This is a genomic window from Streptomyces sp. LUP30 (assembly GCF_001746365.1).
Taxonomy (GTDB): Bacteria; Actinomycetota; Actinomycetes; order Streptomycetales; family Streptomycetaceae; genus Streptomyces.
Genome location: NZ_MJAJ01000014.1, coordinates 107,889 through 127,636 on the forward strand (window position 1 = coordinate 107,889; position 19,748 = coordinate 127,636).

Annotated in this window: 16 protein-coding genes and 1 pseudogene; 7 read left to right on the forward strand and 10 right to left on the reverse strand. The window is 69.7% G+C overall.

What is annotated here, in order from left to right; all coding sequences use genetic code 11:
• Positions 1-11: 11 nt before the first annotated feature.
• Complete coding sequence (locus tag BG482_RS14525; RefSeq protein WP_069769420.1) at positions 12-4,343, reverse strand: LamG-like jellyroll fold domain-containing protein; 4,332 nt, start codon at positions 4,341-4,343, stop codon at positions 12-14.
• A 493-nt stretch (positions 4,344-4,836) separates the two neighbouring features.
• Between BG482_RS14525 and BG482_RS14530 the strand changes: the two genes are divergently transcribed.
• Together BG482_RS14530 and BG482_RS14535 are read left to right on the forward strand one after the other, a co-directional pair.
• Complete coding sequence (locus BG482_RS14530) at positions 4,837-5,397, forward strand: hypothetical protein (RefSeq protein ID WP_141746587.1); 561 nt, start codon at positions 4,837-4,839, stop codon at positions 5,395-5,397.
• 352 nt (positions 5,398-5,749) lie between these two features.
• Complete coding sequence (locus BG482_RS14535; protein WP_069769422.1) at positions 5,750-5,950, forward strand: nuclear transport factor 2 family protein; 201 nt, start codon at positions 5,750-5,752, stop codon at positions 5,948-5,950.
• On the opposite strand, the gene BG482_RS14540 is transcribed toward BG482_RS14535, so the two are convergent.
• Positions 5,929-6,138, reverse strand: a complete 210-nt coding sequence (locus BG482_RS14540) for an SDR family oxidoreductase (RefSeq protein ID WP_069769423.1) — start codon at positions 6,136-6,138, stop codon at positions 5,929-5,931. The genes BG482_RS14535 and BG482_RS14540 overlap by 22 nt on opposite strands.
• Before the next feature lie 657 nt (positions 6,139-6,795).
• Here BG482_RS14540 and BG482_RS14545 point away from each other — a divergent pair.
• From BG482_RS14545 to BG482_RS14560, 4 genes are all read left to right on the forward strand, one after another.
• Positions 6,796-8,142, forward strand: a complete 1,347-nt coding sequence (locus BG482_RS14545) for a GH25 family lysozyme (RefSeq protein WP_079141815.1) — start codon at positions 6,796-6,798, stop codon at positions 8,140-8,142.
• A gap of 38 nt (positions 8,143-8,180) precedes the next feature.
• Positions 8,181-8,564 carry a hypothetical protein gene (locus tag BG482_RS14550; RefSeq protein WP_069769424.1) on the forward strand — a complete coding sequence of 128 codons (384 nt, stop codon included), beginning with the start codon at positions 8,181-8,183 and terminating at the stop codon, positions 8,562-8,564.
• A 32-nt stretch (positions 8,565-8,596) separates the two neighbouring features.
• Complete coding sequence (locus BG482_RS14555) at positions 8,597-9,010, forward strand: hypothetical protein (protein ID WP_069769425.1); 414 nt, start codon at positions 8,597-8,599, stop codon at positions 9,008-9,010.
• 61 nt (positions 9,011-9,071) lie between these two features.
• Entirely contained in the window at positions 9,072-9,851 is a 780-nt protein-coding gene (locus tag BG482_RS14560) for a D-Ala-D-Ala carboxypeptidase family metallohydrolase (protein WP_069769426.1), read from the forward strand.
• A 68-nt stretch (positions 9,852-9,919) separates the two neighbouring features.
• Here BG482_RS14560 and BG482_RS14565 read toward each other — a convergent pair whose 3' ends face one another.
• From BG482_RS14565 to BG482_RS14595, 8 genes are all read right to left on the reverse strand, one after another.
• Positions 9,920-11,086 carry a helix-turn-helix domain-containing protein gene (locus BG482_RS14565; RefSeq protein WP_079141816.1) on the reverse strand — a complete coding sequence of 389 codons (1,167 nt, stop codon included), beginning with the start codon at positions 11,084-11,086 and terminating at the stop codon, positions 9,920-9,922.
• Positions 11,087-11,869: 783 nt separating this feature from the next.
• A complete protein-coding gene (locus BG482_RS14570) occupies positions 11,870-12,061 on the reverse strand; it encodes a hypothetical protein (protein WP_069769428.1) in 192 nt (63 codons plus the stop codon).
• A 177-nt stretch (positions 12,062-12,238) separates the two neighbouring features.
• Positions 12,239-13,735 (reverse strand): cellulase family glycosylhydrolase, encoded by a 1,497-nt coding sequence (locus BG482_RS14575; RefSeq protein WP_079141817.1) that lies wholly within the window; start codon positions 13,733-13,735, stop codon positions 12,239-12,241.
• Between the two features lie 192 nt (positions 13,736-13,927).
• Positions 13,928-15,085: a cellulose-binding domain-containing protein gene (locus tag BG482_RS14580; protein ID WP_069769458.1), complete on the reverse strand. Its 1,158-nt coding sequence runs from the start codon at positions 15,083-15,085 to the stop codon at positions 13,928-13,930.
• Between the two features lie 321 nt (positions 15,086-15,406).
• Complete coding sequence (locus tag BG482_RS46165) at positions 15,407-15,556, reverse strand: helix-turn-helix domain-containing protein (RefSeq protein WP_370745788.1); 150 nt, start codon at positions 15,554-15,556, stop codon at positions 15,407-15,409.
• A 355-nt stretch (positions 15,557-15,911) separates the two neighbouring features.
• Positions 15,912-16,829, reverse strand: a complete 918-nt coding sequence (locus tag BG482_RS14585) for an RNA polymerase sigma-70 factor (protein WP_069769429.1) — start codon at positions 16,827-16,829, stop codon at positions 15,912-15,914.
• Positions 16,826-18,037 (reverse strand): NAD(P)/FAD-dependent oxidoreductase, encoded by a 1,212-nt coding sequence (locus BG482_RS14590; protein WP_069769459.1) that lies wholly within the window; start codon positions 18,035-18,037, stop codon positions 16,826-16,828. The genes BG482_RS14585 and BG482_RS14590 overlap by 4 nt, the downstream gene beginning before the upstream one ends.
• 257 nt (positions 18,038-18,294) lie before the next feature.
• The gene (locus tag BG482_RS14595) at positions 18,295-18,621 is read right to left on the reverse strand and encodes a hypothetical protein (RefSeq protein ID WP_069769430.1); all 327 of its coding nucleotides are present in this window, start codon (positions 18,619-18,621) and stop codon (positions 18,295-18,297) included.
• Between the two features lie 104 nt (positions 18,622-18,725).
• Here BG482_RS14595 and BG482_RS14600 point away from each other — a divergent pair.
• Positions 18,726-19,354 (forward strand): annotated as a pseudogene (locus BG482_RS14600) (transposase); the annotation flags it as partial.
• Positions 19,355-19,748 lie beyond the last annotated feature (394 nt).

Sequence of the window (19,748 nt, forward strand, 5' to 3'; positions counted from 1 at the left end):
CGGGTCACGGACTACGGGCCTGGAACCGTGTCCAGGGACTCCCCGTTCCCGAGCTTGGCGATCTGGGCTTCACTCGCCACGCCGGAGAAGATCCACACGTCGTCGATCACGCCCGGCCAGTACTCGCCGAGGGTCCCGTTCTCCTTGTTGCGTCCGAACTGCAGCTGCTTGGTCGCCTGGAAGGGCTGGACGTTGGACCGCCACGACATGGCGTCCTCGACCTGCTCCAGATGACCGTTGACGTACAGCCGTGCCTCGTCGGCGAACGCGTCGTACACGACGGCCAGGTGGTCCCACTCGAACTCCGACTGGAAGCTCGAATGCCGTACCGCGGGCCGGGGCGCGCCGGCCGTGTCCGCCCCGGGCAGTTCCAGTTCGTAACCGCCCTGGTTCTCCGGGTCCGTGGGATCCGGCGCATAGCGCACGGTGAAGGCGCTGTTGACGGCTCCTTCCGCCGACAGGACCGTGACCTTCTTCTGGGGGCGTGCCGCGGTGGTCACCCAAGCGGTGGCGGTGAAGCTCTCCTTGGTGTTGACCGGGACCGTCGCGGCGGCGGCGTAGTCGTCCACCCCGTCCAGGACCAGACCGCCCGCGCCGACCCATCCGGCGGCGGGCTTCACGGACGCCTGGCCGGACAGGACCGCCGGCCGCTTGCCGACGCTGTCGTCCGGGCTGGAGGCCGGCGTGCCCGCCGTCGTGGCGTCGAACTTCCAGCGGCCCTTCACCTGTGGGTGCTGCTTGAACAGGTCACCGGCCTCGTCCTTGGAGACCACCCGGTCGTACAGGCGCACGTCGTCGATCTGCCCCTTGAAGAACGAGTCGGGCCGACCGCCGTACGATCCCGCACCGACCTGTACCGGACCAGCGGCGTCCCAGGGGGCGGGCGTGAACGGGACAGCGGAGACGAGTCCGCCGTCCACGAAGAGCCGCAGTTCCTTCAGCGTGCCGTCGTAGACCCCGAGGAGATGGTGCCAGCTGTCGCCGGGGTACACCTGGTCTGCGGCGGGCTTGCCGAGGTTGGCCATCGCCCGTGTGGGCTGGACGCCCGCGGTGTCGGAGTTGTACCGGTTGAAGACCCACCGGCGGTAGGAGCCCGAGTAGTAGAGCTCGAAGCCGCTCTGCTGGGCGCCCGCCTGGGTCGCGATGATCTGCGCCGCGTCCGACTCCGTCCGGGGGAGCTTCGCCCAGGCGGCCACCGAGAAGCTGCGCAGGGTGTTGAGTTGCGGTCCGGCGGTGCTCGCGTAGCCGTTCGCAGCGGAACCGAGGTCCAGGGCGCCGGCCACGTTCCCCGGGACGCCGAACGTGGCGCCGTCGCCCTTGAGGACGAGCGGGTTCACCTGGCTCTCGCCCTTCGCCACCTGGGAGGTCGCCGCGTCGTCGAAGCTCCAGGCCGCCTTGGCCGGACGGCCCGTGGTCACCGGCTCCTGCCGGGCCAGCCGGCCGACGTCCTCCGCGCCCAGCGGACGGTCGTAGACGGCGGTCTCGTCGATCGCGCCCTTCCACGGGTCCACGTAGGCGCCGTTGTACTTGGCCCGCCCGAACTGGAGGTTGGCGGCCGCGTGCCAGGGGGTGGTGACGGCGGCGGCGCCGGCCGCGACACCGTCCACGTACAGGGTGTACTTGCCGGCCGTCGCGTCACGGACGGCCGCGAGATGGGTCCACTTGCCGACCTGCGGCGGGGCCGGTGACAGCACTTGCTGGGCGGCGAAGCCGGCGCCGGCGGCGTCCTTCGTGGGCACGCGCAGCGCCCAGCGCTTGCTCCCTCCCTCGTACCCGAGGTAGAGGCCCGCGTGGTAGGTGCCGTCGACGCTGACGGCGGTGGCGGTGGCGGCGTCCGAGTCGAGGCGCACCCAGGTGGAGACGGTGTAGTCGCCATCGGTGTCGAGCAGATGGGGGCCGGCGGCCGCGTAGCCGTCCGTGGCGTCCGCGCCGTTCAGGGCGAGGGCCGTGCCGCGCACGCCCGGTTCGCCGAGGGCCGCGGTTCCGTCGAGCAGGGCGGGCCGGACGCCGCCGTCGCCCGGGTCCTGGGTCGAGCCGGCCGGGGCGTCGAGGGTCCAGGCGGCGCGTTCGGGCTGGCCGGTGGCCACCCGGAACTGGTACGAGCCGATCGTGCTGTCGTTGTTGTTGGCGTCCCAGGCCTGCACGTAGAGGGTGTTGAGCCCCGGCCTGGTCGGCATCACGTCGATCGAGACGGGCGCTCCGGGCGTCGCGGGCTTGCGCTCATTGGCCGCGGTGGGGTCCGCGTTCAGGCCGAACCAGTACTTGGCCACGTCCGCCGCGGTCGAGTCGATGGTGAAGCGGCCGTAGCGTCCGACGCCGTCCAGCCAGGGGTCGAGCGGGTCGTCGGTGTGCGAGGCGGGGTACTGCCCGGAGGTAACGGTCGGTGCGGCCGGATGCTTGGAGTCGTAGACCAGGTAGCAGCCGGTCTGGGTGTCGCCCGCGTAGCTCCAGGGCCCCCACAGTTTGCCGTCCGACGCCCGCACGCTCCACGCGGCCTTGACGTTCTGCGGGATGCTGGACGGGAGCGTGATCGTGTACGGCTGCCCGGAGGCCTTGGGGCCGATGCGGCCGGAGTCCCAGTGCTGTTTCCAGCCGTCGCCCGCGTCCCACTCGACCTTGAACTCCGCGTACACCTGGTCCTTGTCGGGGTCCGACAGGACGGCCGTCGCCTTGGGAAGGACGTTGACGGCCTTGGGCGACAGCGTGCAGCTGCCCCCGGGGGCCATGGTCAGCTGGGACTGCTTGGGCTGGCTCGGCGGGTTGTTGTACTCGACGCGCAGGAAGCCGTTGCCCGCGAAGCGCTTCCACTGGTTCTCGGCGCTCTCGTCCGGGGCCTTGAGCCCGAAGGTGAGCGACGTCTGCTTATTGGCGGCGGCCCAGACGACGGCGTCCTTGGCGTTGAACTCCAGGTCGCCGTCCGGGCAGGAGGCGGTCGCGCCCTTGGCCGCCGTCACTGTCGGCATCTGGTCGATCCAGTAGCCCGCGGCCTTCTGGTCGTTCCAGGACGTCGTCGAGGTGAGCGTCTTGGTACGCCAGAACTCCACCGGCTGCTTGGTGCAGTTGTAGGCGAACGTCTCCCGCACGACGAACTCGGCGCTGGTGATGCTCTTGCCGGCGAAACTGGTCACAGGCAGCTTGTAGAAGAGCCGCTTGGCGTCGTTGGGCGCGCACTTGAGACCGGTGAAGTTCGGCGGGCAGAAGCCCAGGCCGGAGTCGTCCGCGCCGTCGAACTTGTAGAAGTCGGAGTCGGGGTAGGCGCGGGAGACCATCGCGTACGAGGACGCACGCGGTGAGGACCAGGCGGGGTCGATGAAGACCGGGTAGCGGGTGTCCTCACCGGAGAGCAGCTTCGGGTCGGGGGTGAGGAGGAGGGAGTTCCCCGTCACCGAGGCGCCCACGTCGGCCCGTGCCGAAGTGTCCCCAGGGCCGTCGTACAGACCGGCGGCGGGAGCGGCGGGCGAAGTGGGCCGCCCGGCCGCGGACTTGGCGGGCGCTTCGGACGCTGCGGACTTGGCGGACGGCGCGCTGTTCTTGGCGCCCGCGCCCGTGTCCGGCACCATGTCGGCGGCTTGGCGGGAGTCCCACATCACCGGCTGCGCCGCTTCGAAGGCCACGCCTCCCGCTTGTGCGTCGACCGCCTCAAGTCCCCCGGTGGCGGTGGGACGGACGGTGAGCCCCTTGCCGGCCATGGGCAGCTTCAGTGCGGCGAGCCCGGGGTTGGCCGCGGCCCCGGCGCTCTTGACGACCAGCACCTGGGAGAAGCCGTCGGGCTCCGCGGTCATCCGCAGATCCACCCCCGGCAGGACCTCCGGATAGGTCACGGACGATCCGGAGAGCACCGGGGCGGGCAGGGTGCCGGGCCACGACAGTGACAGCTCCCGGCCCGCCTTGACCATCTTGACCAGCGGGTCACGGCTGCCGCCCGCCGAGAACACCACGTCGGAGGCGGCGGCGACGGGCGCGATGCCCACGCCGTCCAGCCGTCGCAGGCCGGTGTCGATGTCGACCCATCGGCCCGCCCGACGGGTGCGCACCGGTTTCAGGTGGGTGATCTCGGTGAGGGTGCCGCTCGGGTTGGCGAACAGCTCGCGGCTCGCTCCGCGTTCGCTGACGACCTCGACCTGCTTGCCGGCTCGCCGGGCCTGGTCCCGTGCCCGGTCGACGGCGGGGGAAAGGGTGTCCGGTGTGGGTGCGTCGGCGGTCTGGGACCGCGTCCCCGCCGTGTCCGAGGTCTGCGCGACCGCGGCGGGCAGGGACGATCCTGGTATCTGGCCCGTGAGCAGTGCTCCGACCAGTAGGGAGATCGCGCCGACGGCAGCTCTCCCCCGAGTTCTTTCAGCCACGCCAGCCCTCTCATGCAATCTTCATAATGTGAAGATGACTATCCGGGTGGCCGGTTCTCGTTGTCAATCAAGTTCGACGGCAGTCAACTCCCGTGTCCCCGCCGGGAATCCGCGAGGAACAGAAGCACAAACCGGACACGTCCCCCGAAGCCCCGAGGCGGAATGAGCGGACCCAGTCGGCTGGAATGACGGGAGTGGGCGGGAGGCTGCCCGGGGCGGCGGTTTCGGCGTCCAGGTCCAGTGCGATCCGGGTTCCGGCGTCCGGTGCGGTCCCGGGTGCGCTGCGGAGCAGGCCGTACCCGGAACGTCGGTCAGGAGCCCCTGGGCCGCGCGTCATCGGAAGGGATCGCGTTACAGGTCAGGCGACGTGCCGGACAGCCACGGACGAGCGCATACCGTGCCGGATCGAGCAGCAATCGAGACCAGAACTGAGACTGACCCCAGCCGGACAGCAACCCCTCGGCCAGGATTGCAGAAGCAGGGGAGTCTGTCGGTGAGCACCGCTACCATCCGGAATGCCTCACGGGACGACGAGCGGAGTCAGGGAATGGGCGACGTGCACGAATCGGCAGTCAAGCGGAAGTTGGGTATCCCGAGCTGGCGGAACCTGTCCAAGGACAAGGTGCTCAGGTTCGCGGCAGCGATGCCCGAGATGGCCACCGAGGTGCGGCTCAAGCTCATCGAGCAGTTCCCCTCCTTCAAGGACCTGGGCAAAGCCAACATCGATGCGGTCACAGAGGCCCACAAGACCACTCTTGCAGCCAACGAGAACAGCCAGAACCACTTCTACAAGGCTGCGCAGGACCAGCGGGACGCCCTGCGGGCCGACCTCGGTCGGGACGACCTCAGCGAGGCACAGCGGGAGTCCCTGCACGACCGCTTCGAACGAAACGTGGGGCGGGTATCCGAGAAGGACAGCGAGAGCAAACAGTTCTTGATGGCGGGGATGAGGGTGGCGACAGTCGCCGGTGCAGCCGTCGTCGGGCTGGGCGTGGTATTCGTCGGCGGCAGGATTGCTGGAGCGAGCGAGGACGGTTCCGAGGAATCCCAGTAGGACTGTTGTCGATCAGACTGGCTGCCAGGTGAACGGAACGGCTCCCAAGGCGCCCTCGACAGTGCGCTGCACCTCACTGAAACTGATGTCCATGGGGGACAGCGCGATGTGGGGTCGCTGCTTTCACCGGCGGTACGGCCGTCTTACAGGTCATCTCGGCGGAGCCATCGCTCGCACCCAGATCCCGCGGGTAGCGGTGGCCATGCTGACAGCAGCCGGACGGCTCGTCGCCGATCAGGGCTCCGCCCGCTGAACTGGGACCGCTGTTCGCATCTGTCGTGCCGGCACAGGCCCCCGACGGCGGGGCGGATACCGCTTCACAGCCCGCCGAGGAGTCACATGCCCACCCCTGATGCAACGGCTCCCACGGGCCTCAGGGAGGCCCCACCGCGCCTACCTGGACGTCATGATCGAAGGGGACACCACGACTCTCGAAGGCTTGCTCGCGGAGGACTTCACCCTCAGCTACGTGGCCGTACACGTGCAGCCAAAGGGGGAGTGGCTGGCGCAGATGCGTCAGGGGCGGTTCGTCTACCACTCCATCGATGGCTGATCGGCCAGTTCGCCTGCCACCACCTCGACGCCATCGGGCAGCGAGCGCCGGGCGCGGTCGGGGTCGCGGCTGAGCACGCGTGGCAGGCTGCCCAGTTCGAGCAGGCGGGCGGCGACGAGGCGTCCGATGCTGCCTGTCCCGCCGGTGATCAGAACGCGGGTGATGCTCGGGCGGGTTGGCTGCGTCATGTCGTCGGCTCCTTGAAGGTCGAGCCGTCGATCAAGAACCTTCGCCGCCCTTGTCGACCCAGCCTTTGACGGCAGCATCATCGAAGCGTTCACCACTCCCATGGCCTTGCCATCAGATGGGCCCGCACCGAACAGAAGGCGATGGCCCAGGCCGCGGACTGTCAGATGTGGGCCCGGACCTGCTTTACCTTGATCGGCGGACAGTTCCCAGTCGAGGATGCCCAGGGCGGTCCGGGCGGCAGCGAACGTATGCCGGGACCTGCTGACTCAGCGCCTCGATGGTCTGCTGCCGGGACGCCCGGCGGCGCCGGCCACCCCTGGCCCCTCACGCGCCACGGACGATCATTGCGGTCATGCAGCGCCATACGCCCAAGCAGGGCGATGAGCGCCACCTTGACCCGGCCCGACCGTTCCCCGCTTCCCATTTGCAGCCGTCGCACGTCCCGTTCGACCTCCGCTCCTCCCGGTCGTGGGACCCGCACGGCTGTCCGCGTCCCGAGCCCGTCCCAGCACCGGTCCGTCCGCGCAGGTCACAGCCGTGCCGGCGTCCCGGCGTCCCGATCTCCGCCGGACGCGACCACCACGGGACGTCCGCTGCCAGCATCACTCGGGCCGGGAGGGCTCCCGGCCACTCACCAGCAAGAGGGGGAACACCAGATGGAAAAGAGGACGCTCCTGCGGGGTCTGATCCTCGCCGTGGCAGCGGTCCTGCCCCTGTACGGGCAAACGGCCACGCAGGCGGCACAGGCCGCGGCCAACGCGGTCGCGGTCTGCGGGCACACGAGCGCACAGCCCACGCTGCAGCAGGGGTCGACGGGGGACGCGACGGTCGAGGCGCAGTGCGAGCTCGACCTCGCCACGAAGCCGAGCCGGTACACGCCGATCGCGGCCGACGGCACCTTCGGTGCGGCGACGGAGACACGCGTCAGGGAGTTCCAGCGGTGCGCCGGACTGAGTGCGGACGGCGTGCTCGGCCCGAACACGTGGGCCGCGCTCAACACCTGGGCCGCCCAGCCGCACACCTGCGCGACCCAGGGCACGGCGGGGACGGCTCAGGCGACCGTGTGCGGCCACACCGACTCGCGCCCGACCCTGAAGAAGGGGGCGAAGAGCGACGAGGTCAAGGAGGTGCAGTGCCGGCTGAACCTCGCCATGGAGCCGTACCACTATCCGCCCCTGACGATCGATGGCGACTTCGGCGGCGGCACCGAGGAACGGGTCATCGAGCTCCAGCACTGCGCCAACCTCAGCGCCGACGGCACGGTGGGCCCGAACACGTGGGCGAAGCTGGTCGACTGGTCCAGCCGTAACACGTACTGCACCCCGCCCCGCCCGGCCGGGTATCCGATCGACGGGCTGGACACGGCCAAGTACCAGCACCCGGGCGGTGCGCCGATCGACTGGAAGGCCGTCCGTGCCTCCGGCGTCGAGTTCGCGACGGTCAAGGCCACCCGGGGCATGAACGTCACCGACGAGTACCTCGCCACTGACCTGGAGGCGGCCCGGGCGGCGGGGCTGGCCGTCGCGCCGTACCACTTCTACACGGGCTCGGCCGCCGACACGGGTGCCGCGCAGGCCGACCGGTTCATAGCCGCCGTGCGGGCGACCGGCTATACCGGCAAGCGCGCGGGCGACCTGCCTCCCATCTTCGACCTGGAGCGCATGGACGACGGCAGCGGACGCTGTCCCACCTACGGCACGGTGGCCGACGCCAAGGCCTGGCTGGACCGGGTCGAGAACGCCTTCGGCCGCGTCCCGATGATCTACACCCAGAAGTCCTTCCTGGACGACTGCATGGGGTCGACCACCGCCTTCGCCCGGTATCCGCTTCAGCTCGCGGACTACCGCCAGTCGATCACCCAGCCTCCGCTGCCGAACGGCTCGACGACCTGGGCGATGTGGCAGTACACGGACGCCGCGCTCTTCCCCGGCCTGCGGGCGCCGGCGACCGGGGACGTGTTCAACGGCACCCAGGCCGACCTCGACCGCCTGGCCAACCGGTGATTCCGGCCGTGGCCACCACCGTACCGATGAGGAACACCATGACCGACCGCCTCTCCCGCGCGGCCCTCGTCGCCCTGCTCGCCGTCCTGGGCTTCACCGTCCCGGCGCCCGCCTCGGCAGCCACCGCCGCCACGAGCTGCTACGGCGGAGCGGTCACGGTCCACTACGGGGAGGTCCGTGACTTCGGCCCGTACGTGACCACGAGCCGCTGCACGGACATCAACATGCGGATGACCGGCGGCGACGCCGACTTCGGCTGGGCCTGCGTGCAGTTCGCCCGGGCAAGCGGCTGCAACTACTGGACCAAGATCGGCCGGAGCTGGACGACCATCGCCACCGACGTCCTGAACGGAACGAAGTTCACCGTGCCCAACGGCGTGGACCTGGAGGGCAGTTCCGCCACCTTCCAGATCGCCTTCTGACGACTCACCCACATCACCGAACGGAGACCACCATGATCAAGACCCGGGCGCTCGCCTCGGCTCTCGTCACCGTGGCCGCACTGCTGGCAGCGGGTGCCGCGCCCGCCGCCGCACAGTCCTCGGCCGCGGCGACCAGCTGCTACGGCGGTGCGAAGAACCTCAACTACCGCTACCAGGTGGGACCCAAGGATTACGGGCCGTTCACCACGTCCTCGCGGTGCGGTGACATCAACATGCGGCTCACCACGGACGACGGCGGATTCCTCTACGCCTGTGTGGTGTTCGTCGAACACACCGACAAGTGCAACCACGACAACACGTACTCCCTGCACGGCACCCCGTGGGCGACGGTCGCCACCGACGTCAAAGACGGCACCCGTTTCGTCCTGCGCGTCGGCCCCTACGACACCGACGCGCAGAACGTGAACTTCCAGCTCGCCTACTGATCTCCTTCCGCACTTCTCGCACCACCGTTCCGACTGTTCCGACCGTCCCGAAAGGACGACGATGACCTTCCTCTTCCGTTCCGCCGACGCACGCTCCGCCGCAGGCCGCCCGCTCGACCGCCGCAGCATGCTGCGCGGGACGCTGGCCGTCGGCGCCGGCCTGGCGATCGGCCCCCTGTTGCTCTCCGGTACCGCGCAGGCCTATTCGTGGTCGCGCACCATGAAGCAGGGCGACAGCGGCGCCGACGTGCTCGAGCTGCAGATCCGTGTCTCCGGGTGGGCGGCCGACAGCGCGAGCCACACCCGGGTCGGCCTCGACGGCGACTTCGGCCCCGGCACGCTCGCGGCCGTCAAGCGGTTCCAGGCCGCGTACGGCCTGGACGACGACGGGGTCGCCGGCCCCAACACCCAGGCGAAGCTCAACGCACTCGAGCAGTCGGACGGCTCCACGGCCCACTTCAACTGGAGCGAGTTCGTGGACCAGTCGAGCGGCACCTTCAACGGCGGCAAACTGAGCGCGGCGCAGACCAAGGAGAACGCCCGCCGCTGCATGTACAAGCTGGAGGCGTTGCGCAAGAAGCTCGGGGACAAGCCGATCACGGTCAACTCGGGCTTCCGCAGCATCGCACACAACGCCGACATCGGCGGGGCCAGCGACAGCATGCACCTGTACGGCACGGCCGCCGACCTCGACGTGCCCGGCGTCGCCACCAAGACCGTCTACCAGAAGGCGGAGACCTGCGGGTTCTCCGGCCTGGAGCGGTACACCGTCGACCACCAGCACGTCGACAGCCGGGCCGACCTGGGCCGCGACTGGTGGTGGGAGAGCGGCACGATCTGACGCGGTCGCGGCCCGGCCGCGACCGTATACCCCGGGTACCGCGGCGGCGGTACCCGGGGCTTCGCGCCTCAGGCCTTCGGCGTGTCCTTCAGCGCCGCCTCGCAGGAGGGCCAGTCGTGGAAGTCGTGCTGCGCACTCCACAGGCGGTGGGCTGCCTTGATGTTCCACTCCGGGTCGAACGCCCGCAGCGGGGTGCCGCCGAGCTCGCGCAGGCGGCCGTCGGAGATCTGGAAGACGCCCCAGTTGCGGCTGCCGTTGGTGTTGGGCAGGACCCACAACGGGTCCAGGAAGGACGCGCAGCGGGCGACGGCCACCGCAGACGCGGGATCCTCGGTGAACACCTGACGGATCCGCTCCGCCACCCTGGCCGGCGACCAGGTCGACATGCTCACCCTCCGGGCGTAGAGCGCCTTCTTGGTGTCCTCGTCGACCACGTTGCTGGCCGGCAGGCGCGCCAGCACCTGGAAGGCGGTCAGCCTGCGCAGGGTCTCCGGCCCGAAGTCCCCATCGACGGCGAGCCGACCCTTCGCCGCCACCAGCAGGGTCTGGACCTCGCGCACGCACTCGTCGTGTTGGCCCATGCTCACCGACTTGCACGCGGGGGAGTACAGCAGCCCGTCGTCCGCCGCCGGTGACCCGTCGGCGGAACGACTGCCGGGAAGCCACACGAAACCGGCCACCAGCAGCACCGCGACCATGGCCGCCAGTACCGCGAAGCGGGGGGAGAGCTTCTCGGGCATCCGGGACCGCCCGGGCCGCCCCGTCGTACCGAGCTCTACCTCCAGCGGGACGACGTCGTCCGCCCCCGTGTCCGGCGCCACGGGCGGTGCGCCGTGCCTGGACCCGGGCTCCGCACCTTCGGCCGCAGCCGTGGTTGCCGCCGGCCCGGCCTCCCGCCTCGCGTCGGCCTCCCATCGCGCCACCGTCTCCGCTCCGGCCTCGCGATCTGCCGCGAGGCTCTCCTTGGCGGTCCCGGTGGGTGCGTCCCTGTCGGTGTCCGCCAGTGCCCAGAGCCGGTGGAGTTCGCGGAGCTCCTCCGCACTGGCACCGCACACCTTGGCGAAGGAGTGCACGACCCGGTAGTCCGTCGGAACACCGAGCCCCGAGCAGTACCGATGCAGACTGGAACCACTGACGCCCGCCTCCTTGCCGAGGCGGTCGTACCCCCGGCCGCTGCGCTCCTTCAGCATGCGAAGACAGGCGGCGAACTTATCGGTATGCGGAGAGGCAACCACACTTCCACCCTTGCTCAAGCCCCTACTGACGGGTAGAAGCTACACCGCCGGTCCGGGCGCGTGCGCCCTTTCGCCCACGCAATACGATCGCCAATGGCCCTTCTCTCGACGCAGTTTGAAACAATGTCAAACATTCCCTTAGTCCGAGGGTCTCCTTGGGGTCTTCGGGGTGATGTGACCCCTGGCTCCCGCCGTCTCGACCGGCTTTCCCGGTCCGTGCGATGCTCGCGCGCACGCGCTCATCCGGCCGGGCGGCCGACGCCCCGGGCCGGGCATGCTGGAGGGCGCCTTCACCGTTTCCGGACCCTCTGATCGAATGGGTACTCTATTTGCGCCGTATCGCGGGTCAGGTCGCGTGCAAGGCGATGACCACAGCGCTGCCTGAACCCCGGGGGTGAGCCATGCTCTCAGCCGAGTCGATCAACTGGCTGATCAAATAGGAGGCTCTTCAGTGGCCCGGTCAACTCCGCCGCGACGGACTGCTGTTGACGCTCGGCTCGCCGCTGCAGCCGCTGACCTCCCGCACGGCGAGAAGCAGAGAAGTCTGCGACCGGCTTCATCCGTTCCGAGGAACTCAAGAACGACCGCGCACGCATCCGCGGACGACTCACTGCACTCGTCGGCTGACCGCTACGGTGGTCGAGACGCTGCGGGCCGTGGGCTCTCAGAAGTGAGGCCAGGCGACCTGGGGCGCTACCGGGAGCCTGGTCTCGCGCTCTGTTCGTCAACCTCTGCCGTCATAGCGGGGCCCCAGAGAGACAGAGAGCAACACGCGCAGACCGGCTAGAGAACGCTGCCGGTGGCCATGTACAGGACGGCGGTGCGCTTCAGGTCGGTGCCGTGTGCGTCGGGGTCTGTGAGCATCCGGGCGAGGTAGGCGGTCGAGTCGGCGCCCAGCCCCCAGTTGTTGACGGTGTCCAGGTCGTCGGTGGTGCTCAGGCCGGGCAGTGACGGCGTGTACGCGGTGTGGGGCATGGCCTTCGTCACTCATTCGGGCACGGAAGGACGGTTGGCTGGTCAGTGCAGTTCGGCGACCGCGTGCGCGGGGTCGGGGACCAGGACGGCGCGCTGCTCGGCGAGCAGGCGGGCGCGGCCGGCCTCGCCCTGGAGGACCTCGTCGGGCTGGACCCGGGCGAGAACCTGGGCACTCGGTTATGGGGTCGAGTAGGGGTCTTGGCTGATCAGGTGGGCCTTCAGACCCTCTCCGACGCCGGGTTCCGGGGTGCCCGCCCAGTCCTTGATGAGCACGCCACCATTACTGCAGCCCCAGGGGTTCCAGGTCCACGCGAGATAACTCATGTTGTGCGCGTCGGCCCAGTCCACCAACTGGTGCATGTAGTCGAAGCCGCAGTTGTCCTGGCCGAACTCACCGATGACGACCGGCACGTGCTGGGCGAGCGGCGCGACTTGGCTGTCCCAGCAGGACACTGTCGCACAGGCGTTGAAGCTGTACGAATGCCATGACGCGGCGATGTTGTTCAGCGGGTCGTTCGGCATGTGCGTCAGCCACTCGCGCATGTCGTTGGCCCACTCAAGGCCACCCAGCATGAGGACGTTGGTCGCGCCGGTGGCCCGGACCGCGTCGACCAGGTCCTGCATGCCGGCCGTCTCGTACGGGAAGCCCGTGCAGGTGCCGCCGTCGCGCCAGCACTGCCAGCCGACCGTCTTGTCCCAGTCGGCGGCGATCTCCGGGTACGGCTCGTTGAACAGATCGAGGACGACGGCGTCATTGCCCTTGAAGGCGTTGGCGACACCGGTCCAGAACTGGGGGGCGTACTGCGCGTCCGGCATGGGTTTCTGGCAGGTCGCGGTGGCGTCCTTGCAGTGCCAGTCCGGCCCGTTGGTATAGGCGCCCCGCGTCCAGTGCAGGTCGAGGATCGGGGTGATGCCATTGGCGACCAGCAGGTTGACGTAATCTTTGACGCCCTGCTGGTAAGCGGTCCCCTGGGGCGAGCCGTTGAGGCCGAGCCAGCATTCCTCGTTCAACGGCACCCGTACCGCGTGGATGCTCCAGGTCTTCATCGCGTCGACGGAAGCCTGGTCGACCGGGCCGCCGTCCCACAGTCCTTTGCCCTGAACACAAGCGTATTCACCGCTGGAGCGGTCCACACCCAGCAGCCGGTACGGCTTGCCGCTCGCGGTGACGATCTTGTTGCCGGAAACCTTCAGCTCCGGGGCCGGACCGCTGGGGCCGCCGGTCGGAGTGGTGGTGGGGCTGGGGGTCGGGGATGTCACCGAGCCGCTACAGGTCACGCCGTTGAGCGCAACCGATGCGGGTTGCGGATTGGCGCCCTTCCACGCACCGTTGAACCCGATGGACGCCGACCCGCCCGTGTCCAGCGTCCCGTTCCAGTCGAGGTTGGTGGCGGACACGTGGGTTCCGGACTGTGCCCAGGTGGCACTCCAGCCGTTGGTGACCTTCTGGTCGGAGTCCGGGAAGTCGAACGTCGCGGTCCACCCTCGCACGGGTGAGCCGAGATTTTTGATGGCCAGATCCGCGGTGAACCCTCCCGGCCATTCGCTCTGCACCTTGTACACGACCGAGCAGCCGGTGGCGGATGCCGATGCGGGCAGGGCGGCGATGGCAAGGCCACCCAGGATCAGTGCACCGGCGGCGCCGGCGGCTATTAAGGTGTGACGACGTTTCACCTGATCTCCTTGTTACGTGAGGGATCGATGAGCCTCGATACTCATCTGATCGACGGACGGGTGAGCCAGGGCCCAGGCCGAGGGCCTGCAGCTGACCGGTCCACCAGGCGGGTGCTGCGCGCCGCACGGATCAAGGAATCGACAACTGTCGCGCGTTCAGATCCTGTCGTCCCGGCACATTCCATGCGGGCGTCAGCAGCCGATCGGTGAGGAGCCAAGGGCCACGTCGTCGAACCAGAGAGTGTCGTCCCCGGTGCCGTAGCTCTCCCAGCCCAGGCGCAGGCCGGTGGGGCGGGGAGGGGTCCTGCGGGCGAGCCACTGCCCGTCGACGTTCTGGGTCGGCACCCCATCCACGCGCAGTCCGGCGATCTCCTGGTCGTCGACCCAGGTGCGCATGGACTGGGCGGTGGTGTCGATCTCGTACCTTAAGCACAGCCACCGGCCCGTAGCCAGCGGGGTGCTGAGCGCGACACCCGCCGGGCTCTGTTCCGGCAGCGTCGCGTCGTCGCTCTCGCGGTTCCACTGCAGCGCGCCGTTCTGCCCGCCGACGCGCAGCGCCTTGCTGCCCTGTGAGGCGTCCGGCATGGACACGAAGGTGACGTGGTTGATGGGCAGGGCGGTGGTGTGCCGGACCCGCATCCGCACGTACACCACGGGCCCGACGGAGGACAGATCGCGAGTGGAGGCTGCGAAGACGTGGTTGCAGTAGCCGGCGCCGCCGTCGACGCGCAGCGACCTGGTGCCGCTGTAGGCGACGGACGTGTCGACGCTGACCTTCCCCGTTCCCTGGCAGTCGGGTGCCGTGGTCTGCCAGGCGCCCGAGGGCACGGTGCCGGCTTGGTCCTCGAAGTCGGAGCAGATCGTCGCCCCGGCCCCAGCGCATTCGGTCGGCGCGGTGGATGTCGCCGTCGGCGTCGGCGTGGGAGTCGCGGTTCCGCCGCACGGAGCACCGTTGAGGGCAAAGGCGGTGGGGGCGGGGTCGGTGGTGCGCCAGGTGCCCTGGAGGCCGAAGTCCACGGACCCGCCGGCGGCGAGCACGGCATTGTGCGCGGCGTTCACGGCGGTCACCGCGCTGCCCGACTGGGTGACCTGCGCGTTCCACGCGGACGTGACCTGCTGGTCGCCAGCGTAGGCCCACTCCAGCCGCCAGCCGTTCAGGGCGGCGCCGAGATTCGTGACGCGGATCTGGGCGGTGAAGCCGCCGGACCACTCGTTGGTGGTGTACGTGACCGTGCAGCCCGTGGCCGCGCCCTGTGCGCGTGACGTCGCGATGGCGGGAAGGGCAACCGCCACCACGGTCAGAACCAATGCCCACAGAGGCAGCCGGTGGCGGCGCACGCGTAATGTCATGGGCATGATCACTCTCTCGGCACAGCTGTCCGCGACGAGCATGGTCGGGGCGGCCAGCAACACAGCAACGCGCTTTCGGGCGGGCGAGCGGTGGATCGGAAGAAGCTGCATGGGGGGATCCGCCTTCTTCGTGACGGGGCGCCGTGACGTTCGTATGGGACTCTTCTCGGAGTGAGCGCTGGAGCATCGCAACTGTGGGAGCGCTCCCACGTATCCGGGACTGTAGAAGAGGGCCATGACCCTGACAAGGGGTTGCGTTCCCGTCGGAGTTTTCGCCGTGTCCGGGCTGGGGCGTGTGCCCGGCCCGGACAGGGGGTGGAATCAGTTGGGGTTTGGCCTCACAAGGACGTGCACGTCGCCGCAGTCCTTGACCACCTTGGCAGGCTGCTGAACAGCGGGGACGGCGATCCGGGTGCGGCGCTCCAGACGGGAGACGGTTGCGGGCGAGCAGCCGATGCGGTCAGCGAGCACGGCCAGCGTCCAGCCGTGGTGCTGGCGCCCCGTTCGGATGAGCGCGCCGGGGCCGCTGCGCGGCTAGCTGAAGTGCTGTCGTGCTGTTCCAGACCGGGCGTGACGAGGACGTACGCCACGGGTGCCGTGGTGTGGCCTGACCTGGGCGGGGGCGGGTTCTTGCAGATGGGCGAGGTGGCAGGTGCGGCCGACCTTCAGCAGGACGGTGGTTCTGTCGGCTGCGGCGGGTCCAGTGACGATGAGGGAGGGCCGTGCGGTGGTCTGCTGGTGGCGGCCGAGGATCATCAGGGTGCGGATCTGGATGGCGAGTTGGCTGATGGCGAGGGTGCGGATGGTGACGACAACGATCGGGCGGTCAGGAGAGTTCGTGCCGAGTGCCGTTCGCGACGGCGTGGAGCTTGTCGGGGTTGGCCACGTTGTGGATGGTCGAGATGCGGCCTTCCGGGTCGAAATCGAAGGTCAGCGTGGCGATCACGCGGTCCGGCCCGCGGAAGACCATGCCCGGGCCGCCGTTGATCGAGGTGAGCTCTGCCCGCATCTGCCCGGGCTCGATGCCCTGGTAGGTCACGGTGCCGAGCGCGGCGAACCAACGCGCCACGGTCTCCAGGCCGACGACCGGCTTGAGGGCCTGGCGGACCTTGCCGCCGCCATCGGTCCACAGCGTGACGTCCGGGGAGAGCAGTTCCATGAGGGTGTTGATGTCGCCGCCCGCCGTCGCCGCGAAGAAACGCTCGGTGACGTCGCGTTGGCGGGCGCGGTCCGCGGTGAAACGGGGCCGGCGGGCCTGGACGTGCTTGCGGGCGCGGTGCGCGCCCTGCCGGACCGCCGTCTCCGAGCGTTCCACCGCCTGCGCGATCTCCGCGTAGCTGAAGGCGAAGACCTCCTTCAACACGAAGATCGCGCGCTCCAGAGGGCTCAGCGTCTCCAGGACGACCAGCAGGGCCATGGAGACCGAGTCCGCCGTGGCGACGCCGTCGGCGGTGTCCGGGCCGGTGAGGATCGGCTCGGGGAGCCATGGCCCGATGTAGGTCTCGCGCTGGTGGCGGGTCGAACGAAGTCGCTCCATCGCCAGGTTGGAGACGATCCGGGCCAGGTAGGCCTTGGGGTCGGCGACCTGGGAACGGTCGGCCGACGACCACTTGAGCCAGGCGTCCTGGACCGCGTCCTCGGCGTCGGTGGCGGTGCCGAGGATGCGGTAGGCGACGGAGAAGAGCAGGGGGCGGAACTGCTGGAAGGCGAGCTGGTCGGGGCCGACCTGTTGCGGCTGGGTCACTTGGCGCTCCTGATCCGGGTGTAGCTGCCGCCGCGCGGCCAGAACCCGCCCGAGGCGGGCATCTTCTTCATGCGGGCGAAGGTCGGCCACGGTGCGGCGGTGACCGTCTCCTTGTACTTCGCGGCCCGCTTGCCGGTCAGCACAATCCGGCGCGGGCTGTCGTCGGGGCGGGTGAACTGCACGACGGCGTCGTTCCGGCCCAGGCTGACGGGCGTGTGGTAATAGCCGAAGCGGAAGGGCTTGGGCTCCTTACCGGCCAGCACCCGCAGGATCGAGAGGGCCGCGTGCACGCCGGTGGGCATGCCGCCCTGGCAGGTCCCGTGCATCACGCCGAAGCCCTGGCGGATCGCCGCCGCGTCGCCCACGGCGTAGACACCCGGGTGGGAGACCGAGCGCAGCGCGCTGTCGGTGACCACCCGGCCGCGATCGTCGACGGTCAGGCCGGCGGCGTCGGCCAGCGGCGAGACACGGGTGCCGCTGGTCCACAGCACCGCGGCCGCCGGGACGCTGGAGCCGTCCGCGAGCTCGACGCTGTCCGGCAGCACCTTGACCACCTCGACGCGGCTGCGCACCTGCACGCCGAGCCGGGCGAGCGCCGAATCCAGGTAGGCCTTGGCCTTCGGGTGCATGCTCGCGCCCGGCTCCCGCCGGCCCAGCAGCACCACCTGGAGCTCTGGATGCCGCTCGGCGATCTCCGCGGCGGCCTCGACACCGGTGAGGCCGCTGCCGCCGACCACGACGGTCCCGCCGTCGAGCCGGGTCAGCCGGTCGGCGAGGAGGGCGGCGTCCTCCGGGCTGTTCAGGGTGTAGGCGTGGTCGTCCACGCCGGGGACGGCAACGGTGTCCGCGATGCTGCCCAGGCCGTAGACCAGGGTGTCGTAGTGCAGGACCCGGTCGTCGTCGATCCGGACGGTCTTCGCCTCGGCGTCCACGGCGGTGACCCAGCCGCGGACGAAGCCGGCCCCGGTGCCGTCCAGCAGCTCCGGGATGTTCATCTCGGCCGTCTCTTGGCCGGTGGCGGTCATGTGGAGTCGGAGCCGCTCGGTGAAGGTGTCGTAGGGGTTGGCCAGCGTCACTCGCAGGTTCCCACGCTTCCTGGTGCGAGCCGCGAGCTGGATCGCGGCCGAGAGCCCGGCGTAGCCGGCGCCCAGGACCAGGACCTCGTGCTGCTGTGCTGCTGTCGCGTTCATCTCTCTGCTGCCTCTCATGTCGGTCGTTCCCGCCGTTCGGACGACCACGAGACGCAAGCTGCCTTTCCGTTCGTGACATGGGGTCGATGTGGCGCGCGTCACATCACGAAGAGAGAGGGCGGGCGATGGCGGCATCAGCCCCCACCCCGAGCGCCGCGGCGCGCAGCATTCAACCATGATCAAACTGGCTCCGCACGGGAACTGACGGAACAACAGGAGCAGCAGGGCAGCGGCAGGGCCTGGTGCTTCCACACCACCCGCGAGCACGACCGCCTCTACATCACCCCGACCAGCGGAACTGCGCCTAGCATGTTCCACGCGCGCAGCTGCGGGTCGCCCGATTCGGCGGCGGCCCGGACGGCGGTGGCGAACCAGGCGCGTGACTCCCGGCGGCTGCCCAGGTCGTGCGGGACGGTCGCGGTCATCCCGGCCATCCGCCTGGCCGTCCGGCACAACCTGGCCCTCACCGGTGCGGGCTGCGGGACCGTGAGGAGCGGGCGCAGGGTCGTGAAGTCGGTGACCAGGTCGGCCAGGACGCGGGTGGGTTCCCGACCGTGGTAGCCGTACCCGTAGCTCTCGGCAGCGGCCTCGAGGTCGGCCAAATCCTAGGGAACGTCGGGGGAGAGGGTCTGGTCGAGGTCGGTCCGGGCGGCGGTGAGCGCGGCGATCGCTGGTGCGGTGAGGCCGGCGGCCAGCGCGCCGGCGGCCACTGGAGGACCGGGTGTTGCTAGTGGCGACGTACTGGCGCACGAACCTCACGTTGCGGCAGGTGGCGCCTTTGTTCGGGTCTCGAAGTCGGCGGCCGACCGCATCCTGGACCACCTGGCGCCCTTGCTGGCCATCTCGCCAGCGCGTCGGCCGCGCAAGGACACCGTCTACATCGTCGACGGCACCCTGGTGCCCACCCGCGACCGCAGCATCGCCGCCTCGAGCAAGAACTATCGGTACTCGACCAACCTGCAGGTCGTCGTCGACGCCAGCAACCGCCTGGTGGTGACGATCGGCCTGCCATTGCCCGGCAGCCGCAACGATTGCCGGGCGTTTACGGAGTCCGGCGTCGACCGGGCCTGCCGCGGTGCACCGACCATCGCCGACGGAGGCTACCAAGGCACCGGCCTGCTCATCCCGCACCGCAAACGACGAGGCCAGACGCACCTCAGCCCGCAGCAGGAAGGGGAAAACGCCGTCCACCGCCGGGCGCGAGCGCGCGTGGAACACGCCCTGTCACGGTTGAAGAACTGGAGGATCCTGCGGGACTGCCGGCTCAAGGGCAACGGCGTGCACCAAGCCATGCTCGGCATCGCCAGGCTCCACAACCTGGCCCTCACCGGATAACTCACACCCCATACAGGACAACCTCTAGCCCGTGCGCGCGCCGACAGATCCGGCGACCCCTTCGCGTCGGAGCACTTGGGCCACTTTCGCCGAGAGACTGGCCGCATGGATCCTCTCCACGCTGCGAGGGGGTTGACAGTTCCACAGCCGCAACCTCGCGTGGGGAACCGGCGGTAAGGAGGAGCGCTTCCGCCACCCCTACCGCGACGATTGACTCGCCGAGTGGCTGCCGCGCGACTCCGCGCCGCTGGCGAGAAGGTGTGGCAGGTGCACGTCCTGGTCGACAACTGCTGCGGAGACTCCGCCGTACGGGCAGCGGAGAGCCTGAACCGGCTGCTCGGCCACCGGCAATCACCGAAGCCGTGGGCCCTCCTCCCGAGCCTGTCCGGACTTG

Coding starts and splice junctions, on each gene's coding strand:
- BG482_RS14535 (WP_069769422.1), top strand. CDS start 5,750: ATGCAACGGCTCCCACGGGCCTCAGGGAGGCCCCACCGCGCCTACCTG.
- BG482_RS14540 (WP_069769423.1), bottom strand. CDS start 6,138: ATGACGCAGCCAACCCGCCCGAGCATCACCCGCGTTCTGATCACCGGC.
- BG482_RS14545 (WP_079141815.1), top strand. CDS start 6,796: ATGGAAAAGAGGACGCTCCTGCGGGGTCTGATCCTCGCCGTGGCAGCG.
- BG482_RS14550 (WP_069769424.1), top strand. CDS start 8,181: ATGACCGACCGCCTCTCCCGCGCGGCCCTCGTCGCCCTGCTCGCCGTC.
- BG482_RS14555 (WP_069769425.1), top strand. CDS start 8,597: ATGATCAAGACCCGGGCGCTCGCCTCGGCTCTCGTCACCGTGGCCGCA.
- BG482_RS14560 (WP_069769426.1), top strand. CDS start 9,072: ATGACCTTCCTCTTCCGTTCCGCCGACGCACGCTCCGCCGCAGGCCGC.
- BG482_RS14570 (WP_069769428.1), bottom strand. CDS start 12,061: ATGCCCCACACCGCGTACACGCCGTCACTGCCCGGCCTGAGCACCACC.
- BG482_RS14580 (WP_069769458.1), bottom strand. CDS start 15,085: ATGACATTACGCGTGCGCCGCCACCGGCTGCCTCTGTGGGCATTGGTT.
- BG482_RS14590 (WP_069769459.1), bottom strand. CDS start 18,037: ATGAGAGGCAGCAGAGAGATGAACGCGACAGCAGCACAGCAGCACGAG.